Consider the following 19,539-nt stretch of genomic DNA (forward strand, 5'->3'; position numbering starts at 1 on the left):
GTGTGGCCGCAGGAGCATAGAGATGTCCAGGCTTCCCTCCCGTGACGTGCGTGGCGCCGCCCGCGCGGTGGCTCCGACTCCCTTGCTGGCGGGCTTTCCGCCCGCGGCAGCTGCACTCGCAGTCGCCGCTGCTTTCGGCCTGCAGGTCACGCCGGTGCGCGCGCAGCCGGTAGCGCCTCAGGTCATCGCGGGCAAGGCGACCTTCACGAGCAACGGGGCCAACCTGGTCGTCACGACGCAGAACGCGGCGGGCAGCAACCACTCGGCGATCAACTGGCAAAGCTTCTCGGTGCCGGCCGGCAGCACGACGAGCTTCGTGCAGCCCTCGGCCACCAGCACCTCGATCAACCGCGTGCTCGGCTCCGACCCGTCGGCCATCTACGGCACGCTCAGCTCCAACGGCAAGCTGGTGCTGGTGAACCCGGCCGGCATCACCGTGGGCCAGGGCGCGGTGGTGGATACCGCGGGCTTCACGGCATCGACGCTGGGCATGAGCGAGGCAGACGCCATCGTCGGCCGGCTGCGCTTCTCCGCGGGCAGCAGCCCGGGGCCGCTGCTGGTGAACGGCAGCATCGTCGCGCGCGGCGGTGACGTGTTCCTGATCGCGACGCAGGTGCAGACCGGCGCGAATGCAGTGGTCGAAGCCCAGGGTGGCGCCACCGTGCTGGCCGCGGGCCAGAAGGTGGAACTCACGGGCCGCGGGCTGGAAGGCATCCACCTCGAAGTGCAGGCGCCGCAGGACAGCGCGGTGAACCTCGGCACGCTGAAGGGCGACGCCATCGGCATGTTCGCCGGCACGCTGAAGCACAGCGGCCTGGTGCAGGCGCAGGCCGTCAGCACCGAAGGCGGCAAGGTGGTGCTGCGCGCGCTGGGCGACAACGAAGTGACGGGCACCATCACGGCGAAGTCGGCCGATGGCAAGGGCGGCAGCGTGGATGTGCTGGGCGAGAGCGTGGCGCTGCGGGCCGGCGCCAGCATCGATGCGAGCGGCGCCACCGGTGGCGGCCAGGTCCGCGTCGGCGGCGACTACCAGGGCCTCAACGCGGAGGTGCCGAACGCGAAACGGACCTCGGTCGACGCCGGCGCGACGATCCGGGCCGATGCCACGCAGGCCGGCAACGGCGGCCGCGTGATCGTGTGGTCGGACGAAGCGACGCGCATGGACGGCCAGATCTCGGCGCGTGGCGGCGAGCAGGGCGGCAATGGCGGCTTCACGGAGGTCTCGGGCAAGAAGGTCCTGGCCTATACCGGCTTCACCGACCTGCGCGCGCCGCGGGGCAAGGCCGGCCAGCTGCTGCTGGATCCGGAAGACGTCGAGATCGCGCACACCGGCGACACGCCGAATTCCGATCCGAATACCAGCACGCTCTTCGACGGCACGCTGAGCGCCCAGCTGGCCGGCGCCGACGTGCTGGTCACCACGTCCGGCGGCAGCGTGGGGCCCAATGGCGGCCAGATCCACCTGCTGTCGAACGCGGACGTCAATTGGACCGCCGACCACACCCTGGGCCTGCAGGCCGACAAGGGCATCATCCTCGACGGCACCATCTCGGCCAGCGGCGCGGGCAGCGGCCTGAGCATGGTCGCGGCGGACGGCAACATCACCGGCAGCCAGACGATCCAGGTCGGCTCGCTGTTTGCATCCGCGACGCAAGGCGCCAGCGGCAGCGGCGGCCAGGTGGCGCTGAGCGGTTCCAACCGCATCGGCACCATCGCCGGCACGGCGCAGGGCGACAACGCGAGCTTCTCCGTCTTCAACCAGCAGGCGCTCACGGTGGGCAGCGTCAATGGCCCCTACGCGTCCGGTACCGGCATCACGGTCACCTCCGACGGGACGAATCCGGCCGGCCTGGTCAACCTCGTCACCGACGTCGGCCTGCTCAAGGTGGCGGATGGCGCCAACATTTCGGCGGGCAGCGTCAGCCTCACGGCCGCTGCGGGCGACATCCAGATCGGCGCCAGCACCATCGCCGCCAGCACCGGGGACGTGGTGCTGGTCGCGGGCCATGTCAGCGAATCGGGCGGCGGCGGCACGATCACGACGGCCGCCGGCGGCCGCATCGACTTCGCCGGCAACGCCGACATCGAAGCCGACCAGGGCATGCAGCTCGATGGCGCGCTCTGGGGCACCGGCCAGGCCAGTTCCCTGAGCCTCGTGGCCAAGGACGGTGGCATCGTCGGCGGCGGCGTCATCACCACGCCCTTCCTGTTCGCGTCGGCCACCGACAACGGCGGCGGCAACGCCAACGCCGGCAAGGTGCAGCTGACCGGCGCCAACCAGGTGGACACGCTGGCCGGCGTGGCCGGCGGCCAGTTCTCCGAGTTCACCTTCAACAACGCGAAGTCGCTGGCCATTGGCCAGACGCCGGACAACTACGCCTCCGGCAACGGCATCCTGGGCGACAGCGCGACGGTCGTGAAGGTCACGACCACGGGCGCCGGCAGCGACCTCACGGTGGCGGACAACGCGCCGGTCACGGCCGCCAGCATCACGCTGTCGGCGGCGCGCGACCTGAAGGTCGGCGGCACCAGCCTGCAAGCGCACAACGGCGGCCTGAGCCTGCTGGCGGGGCAGGACGTCGCCGTCGCGCCGACCGTGGACTCTGCGAGCACCTCGCTCTTCGGGGACCAGGGGCTGACCATCGATGCCGGCCGCAATGTCACGGTCGCCCCGGGCACCGGGAACGGCTCCACCTCCACCTACCTGAGCTCCAACGACAAGGTGACGATCCACGCGGTCGGCGACATCGCGTTCGGCAACAGCGACACCCGCAACCCGTCGTACGTGAACCTGTACGGGCAGAAGGGCGTCACGGCCGGCGGCGTGGCCGTCACCGCGGACAACGGATCCGTCGATTTCGGTGCCTTCACCAACGTCAACGGCTACCAGTCGCCGATCGACATCACCGCCGGCAACAGCATCCTGGGCAACGGGTCCTTCTCCAGCAACGGCACGCTCGCCGGCTCGATCCACCTGAGCGCCACCAACGGCACGATCTCCTTCAACACGATCAATTCGAGCGGTTCGAGTGGCGTGGTTGGCGGCAACGTCGTGGTGAGCGCGAAGGGCGACGTCACCGGCGGCAGCATCTTCGCCAATGGCGGCTACAGCTATGCCGGCGATGGCGCCGCGGGCGGCCAGGTGGAGGTGGGTTCCAGCGCCGGCAGCATCCGGCTCGATGGCGCCAGCGCCAGCGGCGGCTCGGGCTATGTGTCGATCGGCTCGGGCGCCGGCGGGGCCGGCGGCGGCCTGTGGCTGCATGCGACCGGCAGCGGTGGCACCGTCACGGTGAACGGCGACCTCGTGGCGAACGGCGGCGACGGCCAGCAGGCCAGCGGCGGCGCCGGCGGAACGATCAAGGTCGAAGCGGCCGGCAACATCCAGCTGCAGAACGCCGACGCCAATGGCGGCGCGGCGAACTTCGATGGCACCGGCACGGCGACGTCGGCGATCGGCGGCAAGGGCGGCACGGTCAGCATCGCATCGGCCGGCGGCTCGATCGCCCTCGGCCAGATGAGCACCGACGGCACGAGCATCTCGGTGTACGGCGGCGCCATGGTGCGCGGCGGTTACGGCAATTCGCTGGCGGCGGGCGGTGGTGGCGGCGCCATCGTGCTGAGCGCCGGCGGCAGCGGCGCCAGCATCTTGGTCACGAACTCGCTCGACGCGGGCGGCGCCTCCGCCGGCTCGCAGGGCGGTGACGGCGGGTCCGGCGGCAGCATCACGGTCACTTCCGGCGGCACGGTGAACGTGCTCGGCACGGTGGAAGGTTCCGGCGGCTCGGGCGCGAACGGCGGCAGCGGCGGCAGCGTGACGGTGCAGGGCGACAAGGGCGTGCAGCTGGCCTCGGTCAACGACCCTGGCGCGAACGCCGGGTCGGCGACGGGGACCGGTGGCTCGGGCGGCACCGTGAGGCTCGGGTCCGCGAACGGCGGCGTCACGGTCAATGGCGAGATCTATGCGGAGGGCGCCAGCGGCGGCCTCGCCGGTGGCAACGGTGGCTCGGTGACGATCAGCGCCGCCACGGACATCAGCGTGAGCGGCGCCATCTCGCTCTATGGCGGCGAAGCCATCGGCATCAACGGCACGCCCGACCAGGTCGGCCAGGCGGGCCACGGCGGCCAGGTGAATGCCACGTCGTCCAGCGGCGCGATCACCCTCGGCTCCGTGACGGTGGAAGGCGGCTACGGCGAGTCGCTGGCTGCGGGCGGCGCGGGCGGCTCGATCGTCCTCAACGCCGGCACCAACGTCAACGTCTCGCAATACCTCGAGGCCGGCGGCGGCAGCGGCTCCCAGGCCGATGGCGGCCAGGGCGGCGGAATCCAGGTCACGGCCGGCGGCAACATCAACCTCATCGGCGCCAGCGCCTCCGGCAGCAGCGGCGGCGGCGGTGGCGCGATCACCCTGCTGGCGCAGAACACGGCGGCCGGCCAGGGCAACGTCACCGTCTCCGGTTCGCTGGATGTGTCCGGCGGCAGCGGAGCGAGTGGCAGCGACGGCGGCAGCGTGACGGTGCGAGCCGACAAGGACGTGCACCTCGATACCGTCAACGTGGCGGGCGGTAGCGCATCGGCGGCGACGGGTAGCGGCGGCGCCGGCGGCACCGTGGTGCTGGCCTCCGCGACCGGCGGCGTCACGGTCGACAGCCAGGTCTGGGGCACCGGCGGCAGCGGCTTCAGCGGCGGCAAGGGCGGCTCGCTGACGGTGACCGCCGACAAGGCCATCACGCTGCCTTCGGTCTACCTCTATGGCGGCAACGCCAGCGGGGTGCCCGGCACGGGCGGCGCGGCGGACCAGATCGGCCAGTCCGGCCATGGCGGGCAGCTGAGCGCGACCAGCACGAGCGGCGCGGTTGCTCTGGGCTATACCGACGTCGAGGGCGGCTACGGCTCCTCGCTCGCAGCCGGCGGCGGCGGTGGTTCGATCGTCCTCGACGCGGGCACCACCGTGAGCGCCACGGACAGCTGGTACGCGAATGGCGGCAGCGGCCAGGATGCCAATGGCGGCCAGGGCGGCAGCATCCAGGCCACGGCCGGAGGCGACGCCAACCTGCGCTACCTGTACGCCAGCGGTGGCTACAGCAGCAATTCGACCGCTGCCCTGACGAGCGGCGGCGTCGGCGGCAACATCACGATCAACTCCACGACGGGCAACATCGCCTTCGGGACTTCGGCTGGCAGCCTTTCGGTCTATGGCGGCGCGACCGCCGGCGGCGGGGCGGGCTATGGCAATGCCAACGGCGGCCAGGGCGGCATCATCGCGCTCACCGCCACCGGCACCCCGGGCGGGCAGGTGCTGTCCACGGACGCCCTGCAGGCCGACGGCGGCTACTCCGACAGCGGCATCGCGGGCGGCGGCGGCAGCGTCACGGTCCATGGCCGCACCGACATGATGCTGACCTCGGTGTCCGTGCGCGGCGGCTCGGCCGGGCCGGCCGGCGGCGGCCTCGGCGGCACCATCGACATCAACACGCCTTCGGGCAGCGTCACGGCCAACCAGCTGTCGGCCGACGGCCAGGCCGGCGGCGGCACCATCAGCGTCCTCAGCGGCGGCAACATCACGCTCGGCGGCGCGAGTGTCTCCGGGGACAACTACTCCTCCAGCCTCGGCAGTGCCGGCGGCGGCGCGGGCGGCGCGATCACGCTGCTGGCGCAGAACACGGCGGCCGGCTTCGGCAACATCACCGTCACCGGCACGCTGGACGCGTCCGGCGGGATGGGCGAGAACGGCGGCAACGGTGGCAATGGCGGCAGCGTGACGGTGCAGGCCGACAAGAGCGTGCACCTGGCCTGGGTCAATGTCCCGGGCGGTGGCGCCTCGGTGGCGCCGGGCGCCGGCGGCGCGGCCGGCAGCGTGCTGCTCGCCTCCGCTACCGCGGGCGTCACGGTCGATGGCCAGATCTGGGCGCCGGGCGGCAGCGGCGACACCGGCGGCAAGGGCGGCACGGTGACGATCCAGGCGCCTGGCGACATCTCCGTGGGCGGCGCCTATTCCGGCTACTTCGGCATCGTTGCCGATGGCGGCCACGGCTCCGCGGGCGCCGGCGGCCAGGGCGGCGACGTCGCCCTGAGCTCCAGCGGCGGCAGCCTCGACATCCACGATTCCGCCGGCAGCTACGGCATCACCGCCGCCGGCGGCGACGGTGCACCCGGCGGCATGGGCGGCACCATCACCCTGCAGGCGGCCGTCGACGTCAACGCGGCGAACATCCAGGCCTTCGGCGGCAACGGGGCCCCGGACGGCGCGGCGGGCGGCCAGGGCGGCGCCATCGCGATCACGCTCGGCGGCACCCTGGCGGCGGCCACCACCACCATCGATGCGAGCGGCGGCAACGGCGCGAACGGCAGTGCCACCGTGCCGACCGGCGGCGCGGGCGGCGACGGCGGCACGGTCAGCGTGGTGAAACCTGCCGGCGACCTGTCGCTGGCCAACGTCACGGGGCTCGCCTCCGGTGGCTCCGGCGGCACCGCCAACATGGACGGCACCTCGCTGGGCGGCGCAGGTGGCGCCGGCGGCACGGTCACCATGGAATCCACGCTGGGCTCCCTGGCGCTGGCGGGCGGCAGCCTGTCGTCGAGTGCCGGCTTCTCCGGCGCGAACGGCGACGACGCCACGTCCGGTCCCGACCGCGGCGTCGGCATGACCAACCTTCATGCCGCCGGCGACATGGACCTCACCGGCGACCTGTTCATGTACCGCTCGGGCCTGACGGCGCTGGCGGGCGGCAACCTGGCGGTGAATTCCGCCATCACCACGGCCGGCGGCGCGGTCAAGCTGAGCGCGGGCGATCCCGCCTTCGGCACGGCCAGCAATCCGAGCGCGGTGCTGGACGTCTTCGCGCCGATCGACACCACCTCCTCCGGCAGCTTCGCCGGCGCGCCGGTCAGCCTGGCCGCCACCGGTGCGGTGATGGTCGACGTGTCGGCATCGACGAACCGGCTGCTGGCCTTCGCCGCGACCGACACCAGTTCCAGCGTCACCGGCAGCGTCGTCACCGTGAACGCGCCGCAGGTGGTGGTGTCCTCCACGTCCGCGCTGGTCGGCACCACGGGCGGCGTGCAGGTCACCACCGATTCGCTGCAGCTCGATGGCTCCATCGATGCCGGCACCGGCGTCGCCAGCATCCAGGCGCTGACGCCGACGACGTCCGTGCACCTGGGCGGCACCGACGAGGTCAACACGCTGAACCTGGACGCGGGCGAGCTGTCGCGCATCAACGCGGGCCGGCTGGTGATTGGCGACACCGCCAACACGGGCGGGTTGTCCGTCGACAGCGCCGTCGCCGTCAACCCGCAGCTGGTCCTGCAGACGGGCGGCACGCTGACGCTGAACGGCGTCGTCACCGGCAACTACACCGACGCGACCGCGCCGGCGGGCACGGCCAACTCCATCGTGCTGGCCGCCAACAGCTACAGCGTGGGCGCCAGTGGCGGCCTGGCCATCGACCCGTCCACGCGCTGGCTGGCCTACGTTGCCGGCCCGCTGGCCGGCAACAACTTCGGCACCTTGCAGTCGAACAACCTCGCGCTGTGGGGCCGCACGTACGCCGGCAGCCCGCCGGAAAGCGTGACGGAAACCGGCAACCGCTACCTGTTCGCCTTCCAGCCGACCCTGGCGGTGGACGCGCCCTCGGTCAGCCACGTCTACGACGGCACGACCAACGTCAACCTGCAGGAAAACGTCAGCGGCCTGGTGGACGCCGCGTCCTACGGCAACGTGTTCCTGCAGGACCAGTTCTCCGGCCTCATCGCGGTGCCGGGCCTGACCAAGAACGTCGGCACCTATGCCATCACGCAGGGTGACCTGCAGGCGCCCACCGGCTATGCCTTCAGCTTCACGGGCGGCAACGTCACCATCACGCCGCGCGCGCTGAACGTCAGCGCGGTGGCCGGCGTGAACAAGGTGTACGACGGCACGACCGCGGCGAGCACCGGCGCGTCTACGGACGACCGGATCAGTGGTGACGAGCTCACGGTCGGCGCGACCGGGGCGTTCGCCGACAAGAACGCGGGCACGGCGAAGACGGTCAACCTGAGCAACTTCGCGCTGAGCGGCGCGGATGCGGCCAACTACACGGTGGGCAGCACGCCGACGAGCACCACGGCCGACATCACGCCGCGCGGCCTGAACGTCAGCGCCGTGGCCGGCGTCAACAAGGTCTACGACGGCACGACGGCCGCGAGCGTCGGCGCCGCCACCGACGACCGCATCAGCGGCGACGTGCTGGCGGTCGGTGCCACCGGTGCGTTCGCCGACAAGAACGCGGGCACAGCCAAGACGGTGAGCTTGTCCAACTTCTCGCTGTCCGGCACCGATGCGGGCAACTACGTGCTGGTGAACGCGCCGACCGCGACGCAGGCGGACATCACGCCGCGTGCGCTGACGATCACCTCGATCGCGGCCAACAACAAGGTCTACGACGCGACGACCACGGCAAGCACCGGCGCCGCCACCGACAACCGCATCAGCGGCGACAACTTCGTGGTCAGCGCGGCTGCCAACTTCGCGGACCCGAACGCCGGCACCGGCAAGACGGTCCATCTCGGCGGCGTCACGCTGACGGGCGCGGATGCGCAGAACTACACGGTGCAGAGCGCCCCGGCGACCAGCAAGGCCGACATCACGCCGGCGCCGCTGACGATCCAGGCCAACAACCAGGGCAAGGCGCAGGGCACCGAGTTCACCTTCAACGGCACCGAGTTCAGCGCCACCGGCCTGAAGGGCGGCGACACGGTCGCCAGCGTCTCGCTCGCCAGCGACGGCGCGCCCGCTGCGGCGGCGGTGGGCGCCTACCCGATCTTCGCCACCAACGCGGCCGGCGGCTCGGGCTTCTCGGCCGGCAACTACAGCATCAGCTACCTGAACGGCGCGCTGGCCGTGGCCTCGCCGACGAGCGTGCAGCAGGTGCAGAACCAGGTGGTGACTTTCGCGACGCTGTTCGTCCAGGAAGCGTTCGCGCAGTCCGACCCGAAACCGAAGGGCAAGGACGACATCGTCGTCACCGACCAGTGCCGGCCGTGACGGCCTGAGGCCGCGTCAGAAGCGCGGCAGGTCCGGGTGCGCGAGCCGGCCGCCGCGCACCAGCACCTTGCCGTACTCGGCGCAGCGCGTGAGCGTGGGGATCACCTTGCCGGGGTTCAGCAGGCCCTGCGCGTCGAAGGCCCGCTTGACGCCCAGCATCTGCTCGCGCTCCTCGGCGCTGAACTGCACGCACATGGAGTTCAGCTTCTCGACGCCGACGCCGTGCTCGCCCGTCACCGTGCCGCCCATCGCGACGCTGGTCTCCAGGATGTCGGCGCCGAACAGCTCGCAGCGATGCAGCTGGTCGGGGTCGTTGGCATCGAACAGGATCAGCGGATGCAGGTTGCCGTCGCCGGCGTGGAAGACGTTGGCGCAGCGCAGCGCGTACTTCTTCTCCATCTCCTGGATCGCCAGCAGGATGTCCGCCAGCCGCTTGCGCGGGATGGTGGAGTCCATGCACATGTAGTCGGGGCTGATGCGGCCGGAGGCGGGGAAGGCGTTCTTGCGGCCGCTCCAGAAGCGCAGGCGCTCCGCCTCGTCGCGGCTCACCTGGATCGCGCCGCAGCCGCAGTTGCGCAGCACCGTGCACATGCGCTCGATCTCTTCTTCGACTTCCTCCGGCGTGCCGTCGCTCTCGCACAGCAGGATGGCTTCGGCGTCGAGGTCGTAGCCTGCGTGCACGAAGTCCTCGACGGCCGCGGTCATCGGCTTGTCCATCATCTCCAGGCCGGCCGGGATGATGCCGGCGGCGATCACCGCCGCCACGGCGTCGCCGGCCTTCCGCACGTCGTCGAAGCTGGCCATGATGCAGCGCGCAAGCTGCGGCTTGGGCACCAGCTTGACGGTCACCTCGGTCGTCACCGCCAGCATGCCTTCGCTGCCCACCAGCACGGCCAGCAGGTCGTAGCCGGCGACGTCCAGCGCGTCGCTGCCGAACTCCACCGGCTCGCCCGCGGCGGTGAAACCGCGCACCTTCAGCACGTTGTGCAAGGTCAGGCCGTATTTCAGGCAGTGCACGCCGCCGGAGTTCTCCGCCACGTTGCCGCCGATCGTGCAGGCAATCTGGCTGGATGGATCGGGCGCGTAGTAGAGGCCGTAGCTGGCGGCCGCTTCGCTGATGGCCAGGTTGCGCACGCCGCACTGCACGAGCGCGGTGCGCGACACGGGGTCGACCTTCAGGATGCGGTTGAACTTGGCCAGCGACAAGGTCACGCCTTCCGCATGCGGCATCGCGCCGCCGGACAGGCCGGTGCCGGCGCCGCGCGCCACCACCGGCACGCCCAGGCCGTGGCAGGCCCGCAGCACCGCCTGCACCTGCTGCTCGTCCTCCGGCAGCGCCACCACCAGCGGCCGCTGGCGGTAGGCCGTGAGGCCGTCGCATTCGTAGGGCGTGGTGTCTTCCGGCTGCCAGAGCAGCGCGTCGCGCGGCAGCACCTGCTGCAGCGCGGCCACCACCTGGGCCTGGCGCTCGGCGCGCTGCAGGGGCGGGCGGGAATCGGGGGCGTTCATGCCCGCACTGTAGGGCCGGCGCGGCCGGCCGGGCTGAAGAAATTGCAGGCGCCGGCTGAAAAAAAGCCGGATCGGCTCAGGGGATCGAGGCCGGGACGCGGCTGTCCAACTCCGGGCGCGGCTCGATGTGGAAGACCACCTTGCGGGCTTCGGCGGTCACTCGGTCCAGCGTGCGGTTCAAGCGCTGCATCAGGTACTGCTCGTCGAAGGCGGCGTTGGAGCTCAGTTCCAGCGCACCGCCCGGCGCCGCGACGGTGACGATGCGGAAGTGCAGCGCGGTGTCGCGCGCGAGCCGCGGCACGGGCTCCAGGCCGCGGGCCACGATGTGCTGCGCCAGCATGCGGCGGCGGTCCTCGTCCTGCGAACCTTCGGTCAGGATGGCGAAGCGGGTGTCGGCAATGCGGCAGACCGTGTCGAGGTCGCGCACCAGCTCCGACATGCGTGCCGCGGCCACCACCAGCGCGCGGTCGCCGGCCTCGCGGCCTTCGCGCGCCACGATGGCGGCGTGGTTGCACAGTTCCACCAGCATCAGCGAACAGCGCTGGCCCGTGCTGCCCGCACGCCGCAAGGCATCGCGCAGGCGCAGGCGGAGCACCGGCGCGATGGCGAGACCGGTGAGTGGATCGATGCTGTCCAGGGCGCGGGCACGCACGCGGTTCTCGCTGAAGTCCTTGGCGCGCCAGTGCAGGATCCACAGCAGCAGCGGGATCTCGATGGCGGAGCCGATCAGCACTGCGTATTGCGTCGCCCAGCTGTCCGGCAGCACGCCGGCCGCGCGCAACGCCGGGAAGGGGTAGCCCAGGTGCACCGGCAGGAAGCCGAGCAGCAGCCAGCCGGAATACTTCTCACCCTTGCGCCAGGTCCAGGCGCACAGGCCCAGGCTCACCACCACCGAGACGAGGCCGTACACGTTCAGCAAGGTGTAGGCGCCGTGGTCGCGGCCGAGGTCGTAGAACGCAGCGAGAACCAGGCCGAACACCGAGAAGCCGCGGGCGAAGCGGTCCACGATCCGGCTGTGGCGCTGCACCGCGGTCGCCTCGCGCACGAACCAGATGCCGCAGGCGATCATGCACAGCATGAAGACGGCTGGCGCGGTGTCGTTGACCGTCGCCCATTCGCGCCACAGGAACACGCCGCCCAGGCCGGTGAAGGCCAGCTGGAACAGCAGCATGAAGGCGACGTAGGCGCAGTAGATGTCGAACACGCGGTCGCCGTACAGGCGCGCATGCATCAGGCCGACCAGCAGCACCAGCAGGCCGAAGCCGAGGTAGGCGCCCACCAGCAGGTCGGTCCACTGCATCTGCTGCTGCAGCGAGTCGTCGGTGAGCAGCCGCACGAAGGGACTGGTCGGCGCCGGCTGGTTTTCCACCCGCAACCACACGGTGCCGGGGTGCGGCGGATGCAGCTCGAACAGCGGCGACATGAAAGGGTGGTCCCACTGGGCCACCGGGATGTGGTCGCCGGCGTGCTGCTCGCGCCACTGGCCGTCCGCGGACGTGAACAGGCTGGCGCGGTCGATGAAGGGTGAGCCCGGAAGCAGCACGTACCAGCGGTGGCCCGCGTCCAGCGCCGGCAGGTCGAAGCGCATCCACAGCGCCGCCTGCCCCAGCATGAAGGCGCGATGCCGCTCGAAGGGTTGCAGCTGCGCCGCGCCGCCGGCCACGTCGGCGATGGTCGCCGTGCCGGTCGGATCGATCCAGTAGCGGCCTTGCAGCGTGATCTCGCCTTCACCCGGCGCCCGGGCCCACGCGCCCGCGCCCGCGAGCAGCAGGGCCAATGCGGCCCAGCGCAGCACCCGGAACAGCGCCAGCCGCATCACGAAGCCGCGCTCCCCGGTTGCGTCAGCTGCGTCTCCAGGTGATTCACCCAGCGCGGCGCGCGGGCGTCGCTGCGCCAGCCGGCCACCGTGCGGCGCATCGGGTTCAGCAGTTCCTCGGGCAGCGTCAGCGGCCTTGCCTGGTCCAGCAGGAAGCGCGAGAGCATGCGGTAGCCGACCACGCGCGTGAACATGCGCGTGAGCGAGAAGTCCGGCAGCACCAGCCGTACGACGCGGTCGAAGCCGAGGATGCAGACCCGGCCCAAGTTGAACAGCAGCGTGGCCAGCAGCCCGCCGCGGCGGACGCCGATCGCGTTCGCCGTCTTGCGGCCGATCAGCCAGCGCGTCATGGGCACCGGCACGTTGCGCAGCACCGGCAGTGCGATCGAATTCGCCATCGCGTTCATCAGCGCGCGTCCCAGGGGGGCACGGACGTCGGGATCGGCCGGCTTGGCGAAGGCGCGGGCTTGCAGCTGCTCGAACATCGCCTCCGCTTCTTCCATCGTGTGCGCCAGCAGCTCGGGACGGATGCCCAGCGCGTGGCCGACGACGTTCCAGGCGTGCAGGTAGGCGCGCTCCTGTTCCGGCGTGAGGGGCAGCCCCAGCTTGCGCAGGCCGCGCAGGAACACATAGCCGAAGGTGAGCAGGGTGTAGGCCAGTTCCAGCTGGTTGCAGGGCTGGCCCTGGCGGCCGGCGTCCCAGCCGTGCGCGAGCAGGGCTTCGTTCAGGCTGGCGCCGGGCGCCACCTTGGCCAGCGGCGGCACGCAGGTGGCCTGCGCCTCGTGCGGCGCGCCGCGCAGGATCAGGTGGCGGATGGTGGCGTGGATCAGGCGCACCTTCAACACCTGGGCGATGCCGCCGCCGTCCGCGCGCGTGAGGCCGCCCTTCATCATGACCGGGAACACCATCGCGGCGGTCTGGCGGATGCGGTACTCGGTGCGCGCTTCCAGCTGGCCCGCCACGTGCAGCACCTCGGACAACTGCGGCAGCAGGTAGCACTCCGGCAGGCTGGCGCAGAACAGCAAGGTGCAGGACAGCGGGCCGTAGTCCATGAACACGTCTTCGGCGGCTTCCACCTGGACAGCGTCCATCCAGTCCGGCGCCGGGCCGGCCGCGGCGAGGTAGGCCTGCAGCGCCGCGACCACCTGCGGGTCGTTGCCGGGGGCCGGAGGCGTCCAGTTCGCGATGCTGGCGTTGGTGGTCCAGCTTGCCAGCAGGCGCGTGGCCTGGCCGAGGCGCGCCATGGCGGCAGCCGGCGGCTGCGCGCCCGGCTCCCACGGGCCGACGATGGCGGCGACGGCTTGGTCGGCCAGCGGATCGGCCTGCAGCGTGGCTGCCTCCCAGTCGATGACGCGTGCCGGCTGTTCGGCGGGCGACTGCTGCGCCGGTTCGCTGCGCCACTGGTGCCAGGCGATCGCCGCGGCCAGCGCCGGGATGCCCATGGCGAAGAACGAGATGACGCGCAAGGCGAGCGGGTCGCCCACCGCCACCTGGAAGGCCATCATGCCGGCGTAGACCACGATCGGCACGAGCGCGGCGCGCCGCAGCGTGGCGGGCGGGGTGTCGATCGCCTGCGCCGGGCGGGCGCGCCAGAGGAACAGCGCCGTGATGGTGAAGCTCACGAACAGCCAGCCGGCGAAGCCCCAGACGGTCTCGCCGAACCAGTCGCCCTCCTTGACCATGATCCAGGCCTTGAGCTGGTAGACGAAATAGGGGTCGGCGCCGAGGTCGAAGGCCGTCACCAGCAGCGCGGTGAACAGGGCGACCAGCGCGCCGGTGCGCCAGCCCTGCGCGGGCGGCACCGGCCGGCGCCATGCAATCAGGCAGGCGAGCGTCAGGCCCACCTGGCAGACGCCGAACCACATGAGCGGGATGACGATGGGCACCGAGCCGACCCGCGGCCCGAGCACGTCGGTGTAGTGGTAGTCGCCGAAGAACCAGCCGTAGCGCGAGCCCATCTCCTCGGCGAACCAGCCCAGCGCCGCGGCCAGGCCGACGAAGATCCAGCTGGCGCGCCGCCCGATCAAGGCGCGGCTGGACCAGAGGCTGGCCGCGAACCAGGCGAGAGAGGCAAGCACCAGGGCCAGCGTCACGGGCCGCCAGCCCGCCGCCGTCCAGGCAACCAGCGCCGCGGCAAGCCCCGCGGGCAACAGCAAGTCCGAACTCGTTCCCAAGCGCCGCTCAGCCAAGATCTTCTCCTCCGGGCACAGGTTTTTTTATTGCGTGCCGGTCGAGATTCTCCATCACGGCGATGGCGCGCGCACTATTCCGTTCGGATGTCGACCAGTTCCAGCGATTCGTTCACGACGAAAGCAGTCAGGCCGAGGCCGCCCCGCGATTTCGCCTCGAAGCGCACCACGCGACCCAGTTCCGGCGCGAACCACGCCACGGCCTGGTAGCGGCCCGGCGGGTTGTTGGTGGCGCCGCCGCCGCGGGTGGTGAAGCCGTCGAAGGCGACGCGCACGATGCGCAGTTCGCGGCCGTTCAGCCGCATCGTCGAATCGCCCATGGCGCGTGCCTTCAGTTCCATGCCGAAGCGGCGGCTGTCGCCCAGCGCGTCGTACTTGCTGGACCAGCCGGCCAGGCCCGCGTTCTCGCGGCTCACCCAGCCGCCGGGCGGCATCGCCTGCTCGAATTCGCCGGCGATCGCCTGCTTCAGGCTGACGACGCGGCCGCTCGCGTCTTCCACGCGGGCGCCGCCGTTCATGACCATCGTGTCGCCCACGCGCTTGTCCACGTGGTAGACCACCGTGCGTGCCTGGCCGGTCAGGCCGTCGCGCAGGCGGTATTCGAAGACGTTGGGCAGCGTGGCGACGGCCGCTGGCGGCGCGGGTTCGGCAGGGGGCGCCACGGCCGCCGGCGCAGGGGCGGCGCGTGCCGGCGCCTCCGCGTCCAGCCGCGCCACGGCGGGCCCGCCGCCCGCGCGTGCGGGCAGGTCGACGATCCATTCGGCGGGCAGCGCGAAGTTGAGGTTCTGGCCGTCCTTCATGCCCGCGGTGGTGATACCCACCAGGCGGCCAGCCTGGTCGAACAGGCCGCCGCCGCTGGAGCCGGGCGAGATCGGCACCGAGATCTGCACGTATTCCAGCTCGCCCGCGCGGCCATGCCGCAGGGCGGAGACCAGCCCGTCGCTCAGCGTCAGCTCCAGGCCCTTCGGGTTGCCCAGCGCGTACACCTTGGCGCCCACGCGCAGGTGCGAGGCCGCGGCGATTCGCACCGCCGGCGCGTCGACGCCGCTCGCCTGCAGCTGGCACAGGTCGCGCACCGGGTCCTGGTACTGCAACTGCGCCGGGAAGCGGCGCTCCTCGTGGGCGACGCGCAGCGACGCCGCCTTCTCCACCACGTGGCAGTTGGTGACGAGGACGCCGGGGGCGATCACCACGGCACTGCCGATGGCGCCCTTGCCGCCGCCCATGTCGTTCTCCACCAGCCAGATGCTGGGGGAAACGCGGTCGTACAGTTCTTCCGGGCTGATCGCGGCGGCCGGCCCGGCCAGGACCAGGGCCGCCAGGGCTGCGGACAGCGCGCGTACTTGCAGCTTCATTTGCGGGGTCTCCTGCCTCAGCGGGCGTGCACGAGTTCCAGCACTTCGTCCACGACGAAGGTGTCGCCGCCGACCCCGCCGCGCGTGCGAACCTCGAAGCGCACCAGCCGGCCCCTGGCATACCAGGCGCGCGCGCGATAGGCGCCGGTTGGGGAGCGCCCGAGGGTCACCCCGCGGCTGGTGTAGCCGCTGTAGTCGACCCGCAGCGCCTGGATGGGGCGGCCATCGACCTGGAGCAGCTCCTCGTTGACTGCGCGCGCGTCCAGCTGCAGGGCGATGTCGCCAGGCGAGGACTGTGGATCGCGCCGCACGCGCCACTTGCTCCCCGGGATCGCGCTGCCCGGAAGCCAGCCATCGGGAGGCATGGCCGCGTCCGCTTCGCCCGCCAGCGCCGCGCCCGGCGACAGCAGCGTGCCCCGCAGGTTCTCGATGCGCTGGCCGCCGTTGAAGACGATGCGGTCGCCCTCCAGCCGGTCCACCTTCAGGGTGAAGCTGGATTCCTGCCCCGTGAGGCGGTTGCGCAACCGGTATTCATAGCTCCGTCCGGGGCCGGCCGCCAGCCAGGCGTTCGGATCTGCGTCTCGCTCCACGGCGGGAGGGGGCGCGGGTCGTTCAGGCGCAGTCGCAGTCGCAGGCGCTGCCGCGACTTGCGCGGGCGCGGGCGGACCTTCCGTCTCGAGCCGCGCCACCGCCGGGCGGCCGCCGGCGCGCGCCGGCAGTTCGATGATCCATTCGGACGGCAGCGCGAAGTTGAGGTTCTGGCTCTCCTTCATGCCCGCCGTGGTGATGCCCACCAGGCGGCCAGCCTGGTCGAACAGGCCGCCGCCGCTGGAGCCAGGTGAAATGGGAACCGAGACCTGCAGGTATTCCAGCTCGCCGGCCCGGCCGTGGCGCAGGGCGGAGACGAGGCCGTCGGTCAGCGTGAGTTCCAGGCCGCGCGGGTTGCCGAGCGCGTACACCTTGGCGCCCACGCGCAGTTGCGAGGCCGCGGCGATGCGCACCGGCGGCGCGTCGACACTGGGGGCCTGCAGCTGGCAGAGGTCGCGCGCGGGGTCCTTGTATTGCAGGCGGGCGGTGAAGCGGCGCGGCCCGTGCACGACGTGCAGCGATTCCGCCTTTTCCAGGACATGGCAGTTGGTGATCAACGCGCCCGGGGCGACGACCACGGCGCTGCCGATGGCGCCCTTGCCGCCGCCCAGGTCGTTCTCCACCAGCCAGATGCTGGGGGCGACGCGTTCGTACAGTTCCTCGGGGCTGATCGCGGCGGCCGGTCCGGCCAGGATGAATGCTGCGAGGGCGCCGGACAGCGCGCGCGTTTGCCATGCCATGGAAATGCGTCCTTCCCTCTATTCCGTGCGGATGTCGACCAGGTCCAGCTGCTCTTCGATCAGGAAGGCCGCGGCACCGGACATCCCGCCATGGGTCTTGGCCTCGAAACGCACGACGCGCCCCAGCTCCGGCGCGTACCAGGCGCGGGCCCGGTAGCGGCCCGGCGGGCCGGGCGGGAGCGAGCTGATCCCCGCGCCACGCTCGGTGTAGCCGTTGAATTCCACCGCCACGGCGCGCAGGTCGCGGCCCTGGACATGGAGCGTCGTCGACTCGCCAGTGGCGCGGGCGTGCAGCTTCATGTCCACCGGCTGGCCGGGCAGGCCGGCGCTGTAGTTCAGGTCCCAGCTGGCGCCGCTGGCGGGCTCGCTGGCGATCCAGCCGCCCGGCGGCATGGCTTGTTCGAATTCACCGGCGATCACTGCCTTCAGCGCCATCACGCGGCCCTTGCTGTCCTCCACGCGGCCGCCGCCGTTCATGACCACGGTATCGCCCACGCGCTTGTCGACGTGGTAGACGACCTCGCGCACCTTGCCGGAGATGGCGTCGCGCAGGCGGTATTCGTAGACGTTGGGCAGCGTGGCGACGGCTGCCGGTGTGGGCACAGTCGCCGGGGCCGGGGCCGGGGCCGGGGCCGGGGCCGGGGCCGGGGCCGGGGCCGGGGCCGGGGCGGGTGCAGGCGCAGGCGCAGGCGCCGCGGCCACGGCTTCACGCGGCGCGTCCGACTCCAGCTTCGCCACGGCCGGCCCGCCGCCGGCACGCGCGGGCAGCTCGATGATCCATTCGGCCGGCAGCGCGAAGTTGAGGTTCTGGCCGTCCTTCATGCCCGCCGCGGTGATGCCCACCAGCCGGCCGGCCTGGTCGAACAGGCCGCCGCCGCTGGAGCCGGGGGAGATCGGCACGGACACCTGCAGGTATTCCAGGTCGCCGGCGCTGCCTTCGCGCAGCGCGGACACCAGGCCGTCGGTCAGCGTGAGCTCCAGGCCCTTGGGGTTGCCGACCGCGTAGACCTTGGCGCCGACGCGCAGGTGCGAGGCCGCGGCAATGCGCACCGGCGGCGCGTCGACGCTGGGGGCCTGCAGCTGGCAGAGGTCGCGCACCGGGTCCCGGTACTGCAGGCGCGCGGTGAAGCGGCGCCGCCGGTGCACGACGTGCAGCGTCTCGGCCTTTTCCACGACGTGGCAGTTGGTGACCAGCGTGCCCGGGGCGACGACCACGGCGCTGCCGATGGCCCCCTTGCCGCTGCCCATGTCGTTCTCCACCAGCCAGATGCTGGGCGCGACCCGCTCGTACAACTCCTCGGGCGTGATCGCGGATCGCTGCGCGGCGGCCGGTCCGGCCAGGATGAATGCTGCAAGGGCGCCGGACAGCGCGCGCGTTTGCCATGCCATGGAAGTGCGTCCCCTCTTCTCTCTGCGGAAACTCTACTGCAGAGATGTAACGGCGCAGGCGCTCAGGCGAGGCTTTTCTTCAGCCAGTCCGCGAAAGCGGAACATTCCCACCGGTCCATGGTGCCGGTGCGCCAGCACAGGTAGTGGGCGTGCGGGCTGGGTACGTTGCGCTCGGAAATGCGCTCCAGGGTGCCGTCTTCCAGCCACGGCCGCCCCAGTTTCAGTCGCACCAGCGCCACACCCAGGCCCTGGGCGGCGGCGTCGCAGACCAGGCCGACGTCGTTGAACGAGGAGCCTTCGGCCGGTTCCGGGGCGTCGATGCCATGCGCCAGGAACCAGGTGCGCCAGGGCTCCAGCGGGCTCTTGATCAACTTGGAGGCGAGCAGGTCCTCGATGTTCTCGATGGGGCCGTGCTCGCGCAGGAAGGCCGGCGCGGCCAGCGGCGTGACGTCGTCGGTCACGAGGCAGGTGTGTTCGACGTCGGCATAGCGGCCGGCGCCGAAGCGGATCATCAGGTCGGCGTCTTCCGCCACCACGTCCAGCAAGGGGATGGAGACCTGCAAGGTCAGGTCGATGTCCGGATACGCCTCGATGAAGCCGCGCAGCCGCGGCATCAGGATGGAGCGCGCGAAGGTCGGCGTCACGGCCACGCGCAGCTTGCGCTTGCCGGCGCCCTCGCGGCCGGGGAAGCGTCCCAGCACCGCCAGCCCTTCGCGCACGTGGGCCAGGTATTCGCTGCCTTCGGTGGTGAGCGAAAAATCGGAACGTCCGAACAGCTTGGCGCCCAGGATCTCCTCCAGCTGGCGCACGCGGTGGCTCACCGCGCTGGGCGTGACGCACAGTTCATCGGCCGCCAGGGTGGCGGAGCGCAGCCGTGCCAGCGCCTCGAAGGTCAGGAGGCACTGGATCGGCGGGATGCGCGGCGGCACGG

8 protein-coding genes are annotated in these 19,539 nt (G+C 71.7%); 1 reads left to right on the forward strand and 7 read right to left on the reverse strand.

All coding sequences use genetic code 11. The annotated features are described in order from the left end of the window. Positions 1-22: 22 nt before the first annotated feature. On the forward strand, positions 23-9,022 hold the full coding sequence (locus HHL11_RS03360; RefSeq protein WP_169417028.1) for a YDG domain-containing protein: 9,000 nt from the start codon (positions 23-25) through the stop codon (positions 9,020-9,022). A gap of 15 nt (positions 9,023-9,037) precedes the next feature. On the opposite strand, the gene HHL11_RS03365 is transcribed toward HHL11_RS03360, so the two are convergent. From HHL11_RS03365 to HHL11_RS03395, 7 genes are all read right to left on the reverse strand, one after another. Beyond that, positions 9,038-10,531, reverse strand: coding sequence for an FAD-linked oxidase C-terminal domain-containing protein (locus HHL11_RS03365; RefSeq protein WP_169417029.1), 1,494 nt, complete (start codon positions 10,529-10,531; stop codon positions 9,038-9,040). Positions 10,532-10,607: 76 nt separating this feature from the next. Continuing rightward, positions 10,608-12,347 (reverse strand): sensor domain-containing diguanylate cyclase, encoded by a 1,740-nt coding sequence (locus tag HHL11_RS03370; protein ID WP_240980150.1) that lies wholly within the window; start codon positions 12,345-12,347, stop codon positions 10,608-10,610. Continuing rightward, positions 12,347-14,536 carry a carotenoid biosynthesis protein gene (locus HHL11_RS03375; protein ID WP_169417031.1) on the reverse strand — a complete coding sequence of 730 codons (2,190 nt, stop codon included), beginning with the start codon at positions 14,534-14,536 and terminating at the stop codon, positions 12,347-12,349. The genes HHL11_RS03370 and HHL11_RS03375 overlap by 1 nt, the downstream gene beginning before the upstream one ends. A gap of 74 nt (positions 14,537-14,610) precedes the next feature. Then, positions 14,611-15,891, reverse strand: a complete 1,281-nt coding sequence (locus tag HHL11_RS03380) for a S1C family serine protease (protein WP_169417032.1) — start codon at positions 15,889-15,891, stop codon at positions 14,611-14,613. 17 nt (positions 15,892-15,908) lie between these two features. Further along, the gene (locus HHL11_RS03385; RefSeq protein ID WP_169417033.1) at positions 15,909-17,219 is read right to left on the reverse strand and encodes a S1C family serine protease; all 1,311 of its coding nucleotides are present in this window, start codon (positions 17,217-17,219) and stop codon (positions 15,909-15,911) included. An 18-nt stretch (positions 17,220-17,237) separates the two neighbouring features. Further along, complete coding sequence (locus HHL11_RS03390; protein ID WP_169417034.1) at positions 17,238-18,608, reverse strand: S1C family serine protease; 1,371 nt, start codon at positions 18,606-18,608, stop codon at positions 17,238-17,240. Positions 18,609-18,670: 62 nt separating this feature from the next. Further along, on the reverse strand, positions 18,671-19,537 hold the full coding sequence (locus tag HHL11_RS03395; RefSeq protein WP_169417035.1) for a LysR substrate-binding domain-containing protein: 867 nt from the start codon (positions 19,535-19,537) through the stop codon (positions 18,671-18,673). Between the last annotated feature and the right edge of the window lie 2 nt (positions 19,538-19,539).

Origin of the sequence: Ramlibacter agri (assembly GCF_012927085.1) — a bacterium.
Taxonomy (GTDB): Bacteria; Pseudomonadota; Gammaproteobacteria; order Burkholderiales; family Burkholderiaceae_C; genus Ramlibacter; species Ramlibacter agri.

Bases quoted from the DNA above. Each gene is read 5' to 3' on its own strand.
- HHL11_RS03360 (WP_169417028.1), top strand. From the start codon at position 23: ATGTCCAGGCTTCCCTCCCGTGACGTGCGTGGCGCCGCCCGCGCGGTG.
- HHL11_RS03365 (WP_169417029.1), bottom strand. From the start codon at position 10,531: ATGAACGCCCCCGATTCCCGCCCGCCCCTGCAGCGCGCCGAGCGCCAG.
- HHL11_RS03370 (WP_240980150.1), bottom strand. From the start codon at position 12,347: ATGCGGCTGGCGCTGTTCCGGGTGCTGCGCTGGGCCGCATTGGCCCTG.
- HHL11_RS03380 (WP_169417032.1), bottom strand. From the start codon at position 15,891: ATGAAGCTGCAAGTACGCGCGCTGTCCGCAGCCCTGGCGGCCCTGGTC.
- HHL11_RS03385 (WP_169417033.1), bottom strand. From the start codon at position 17,219: ATGGCATGGCAAACGCGCGCGCTGTCCGGCGCCCTCGCAGCATTCATC.
- HHL11_RS03390 (WP_169417034.1), bottom strand. From the start codon at position 18,608: ATGGCATGGCAAACGCGCGCGCTGTCCGGCGCCCTTGCAGCATTCATC.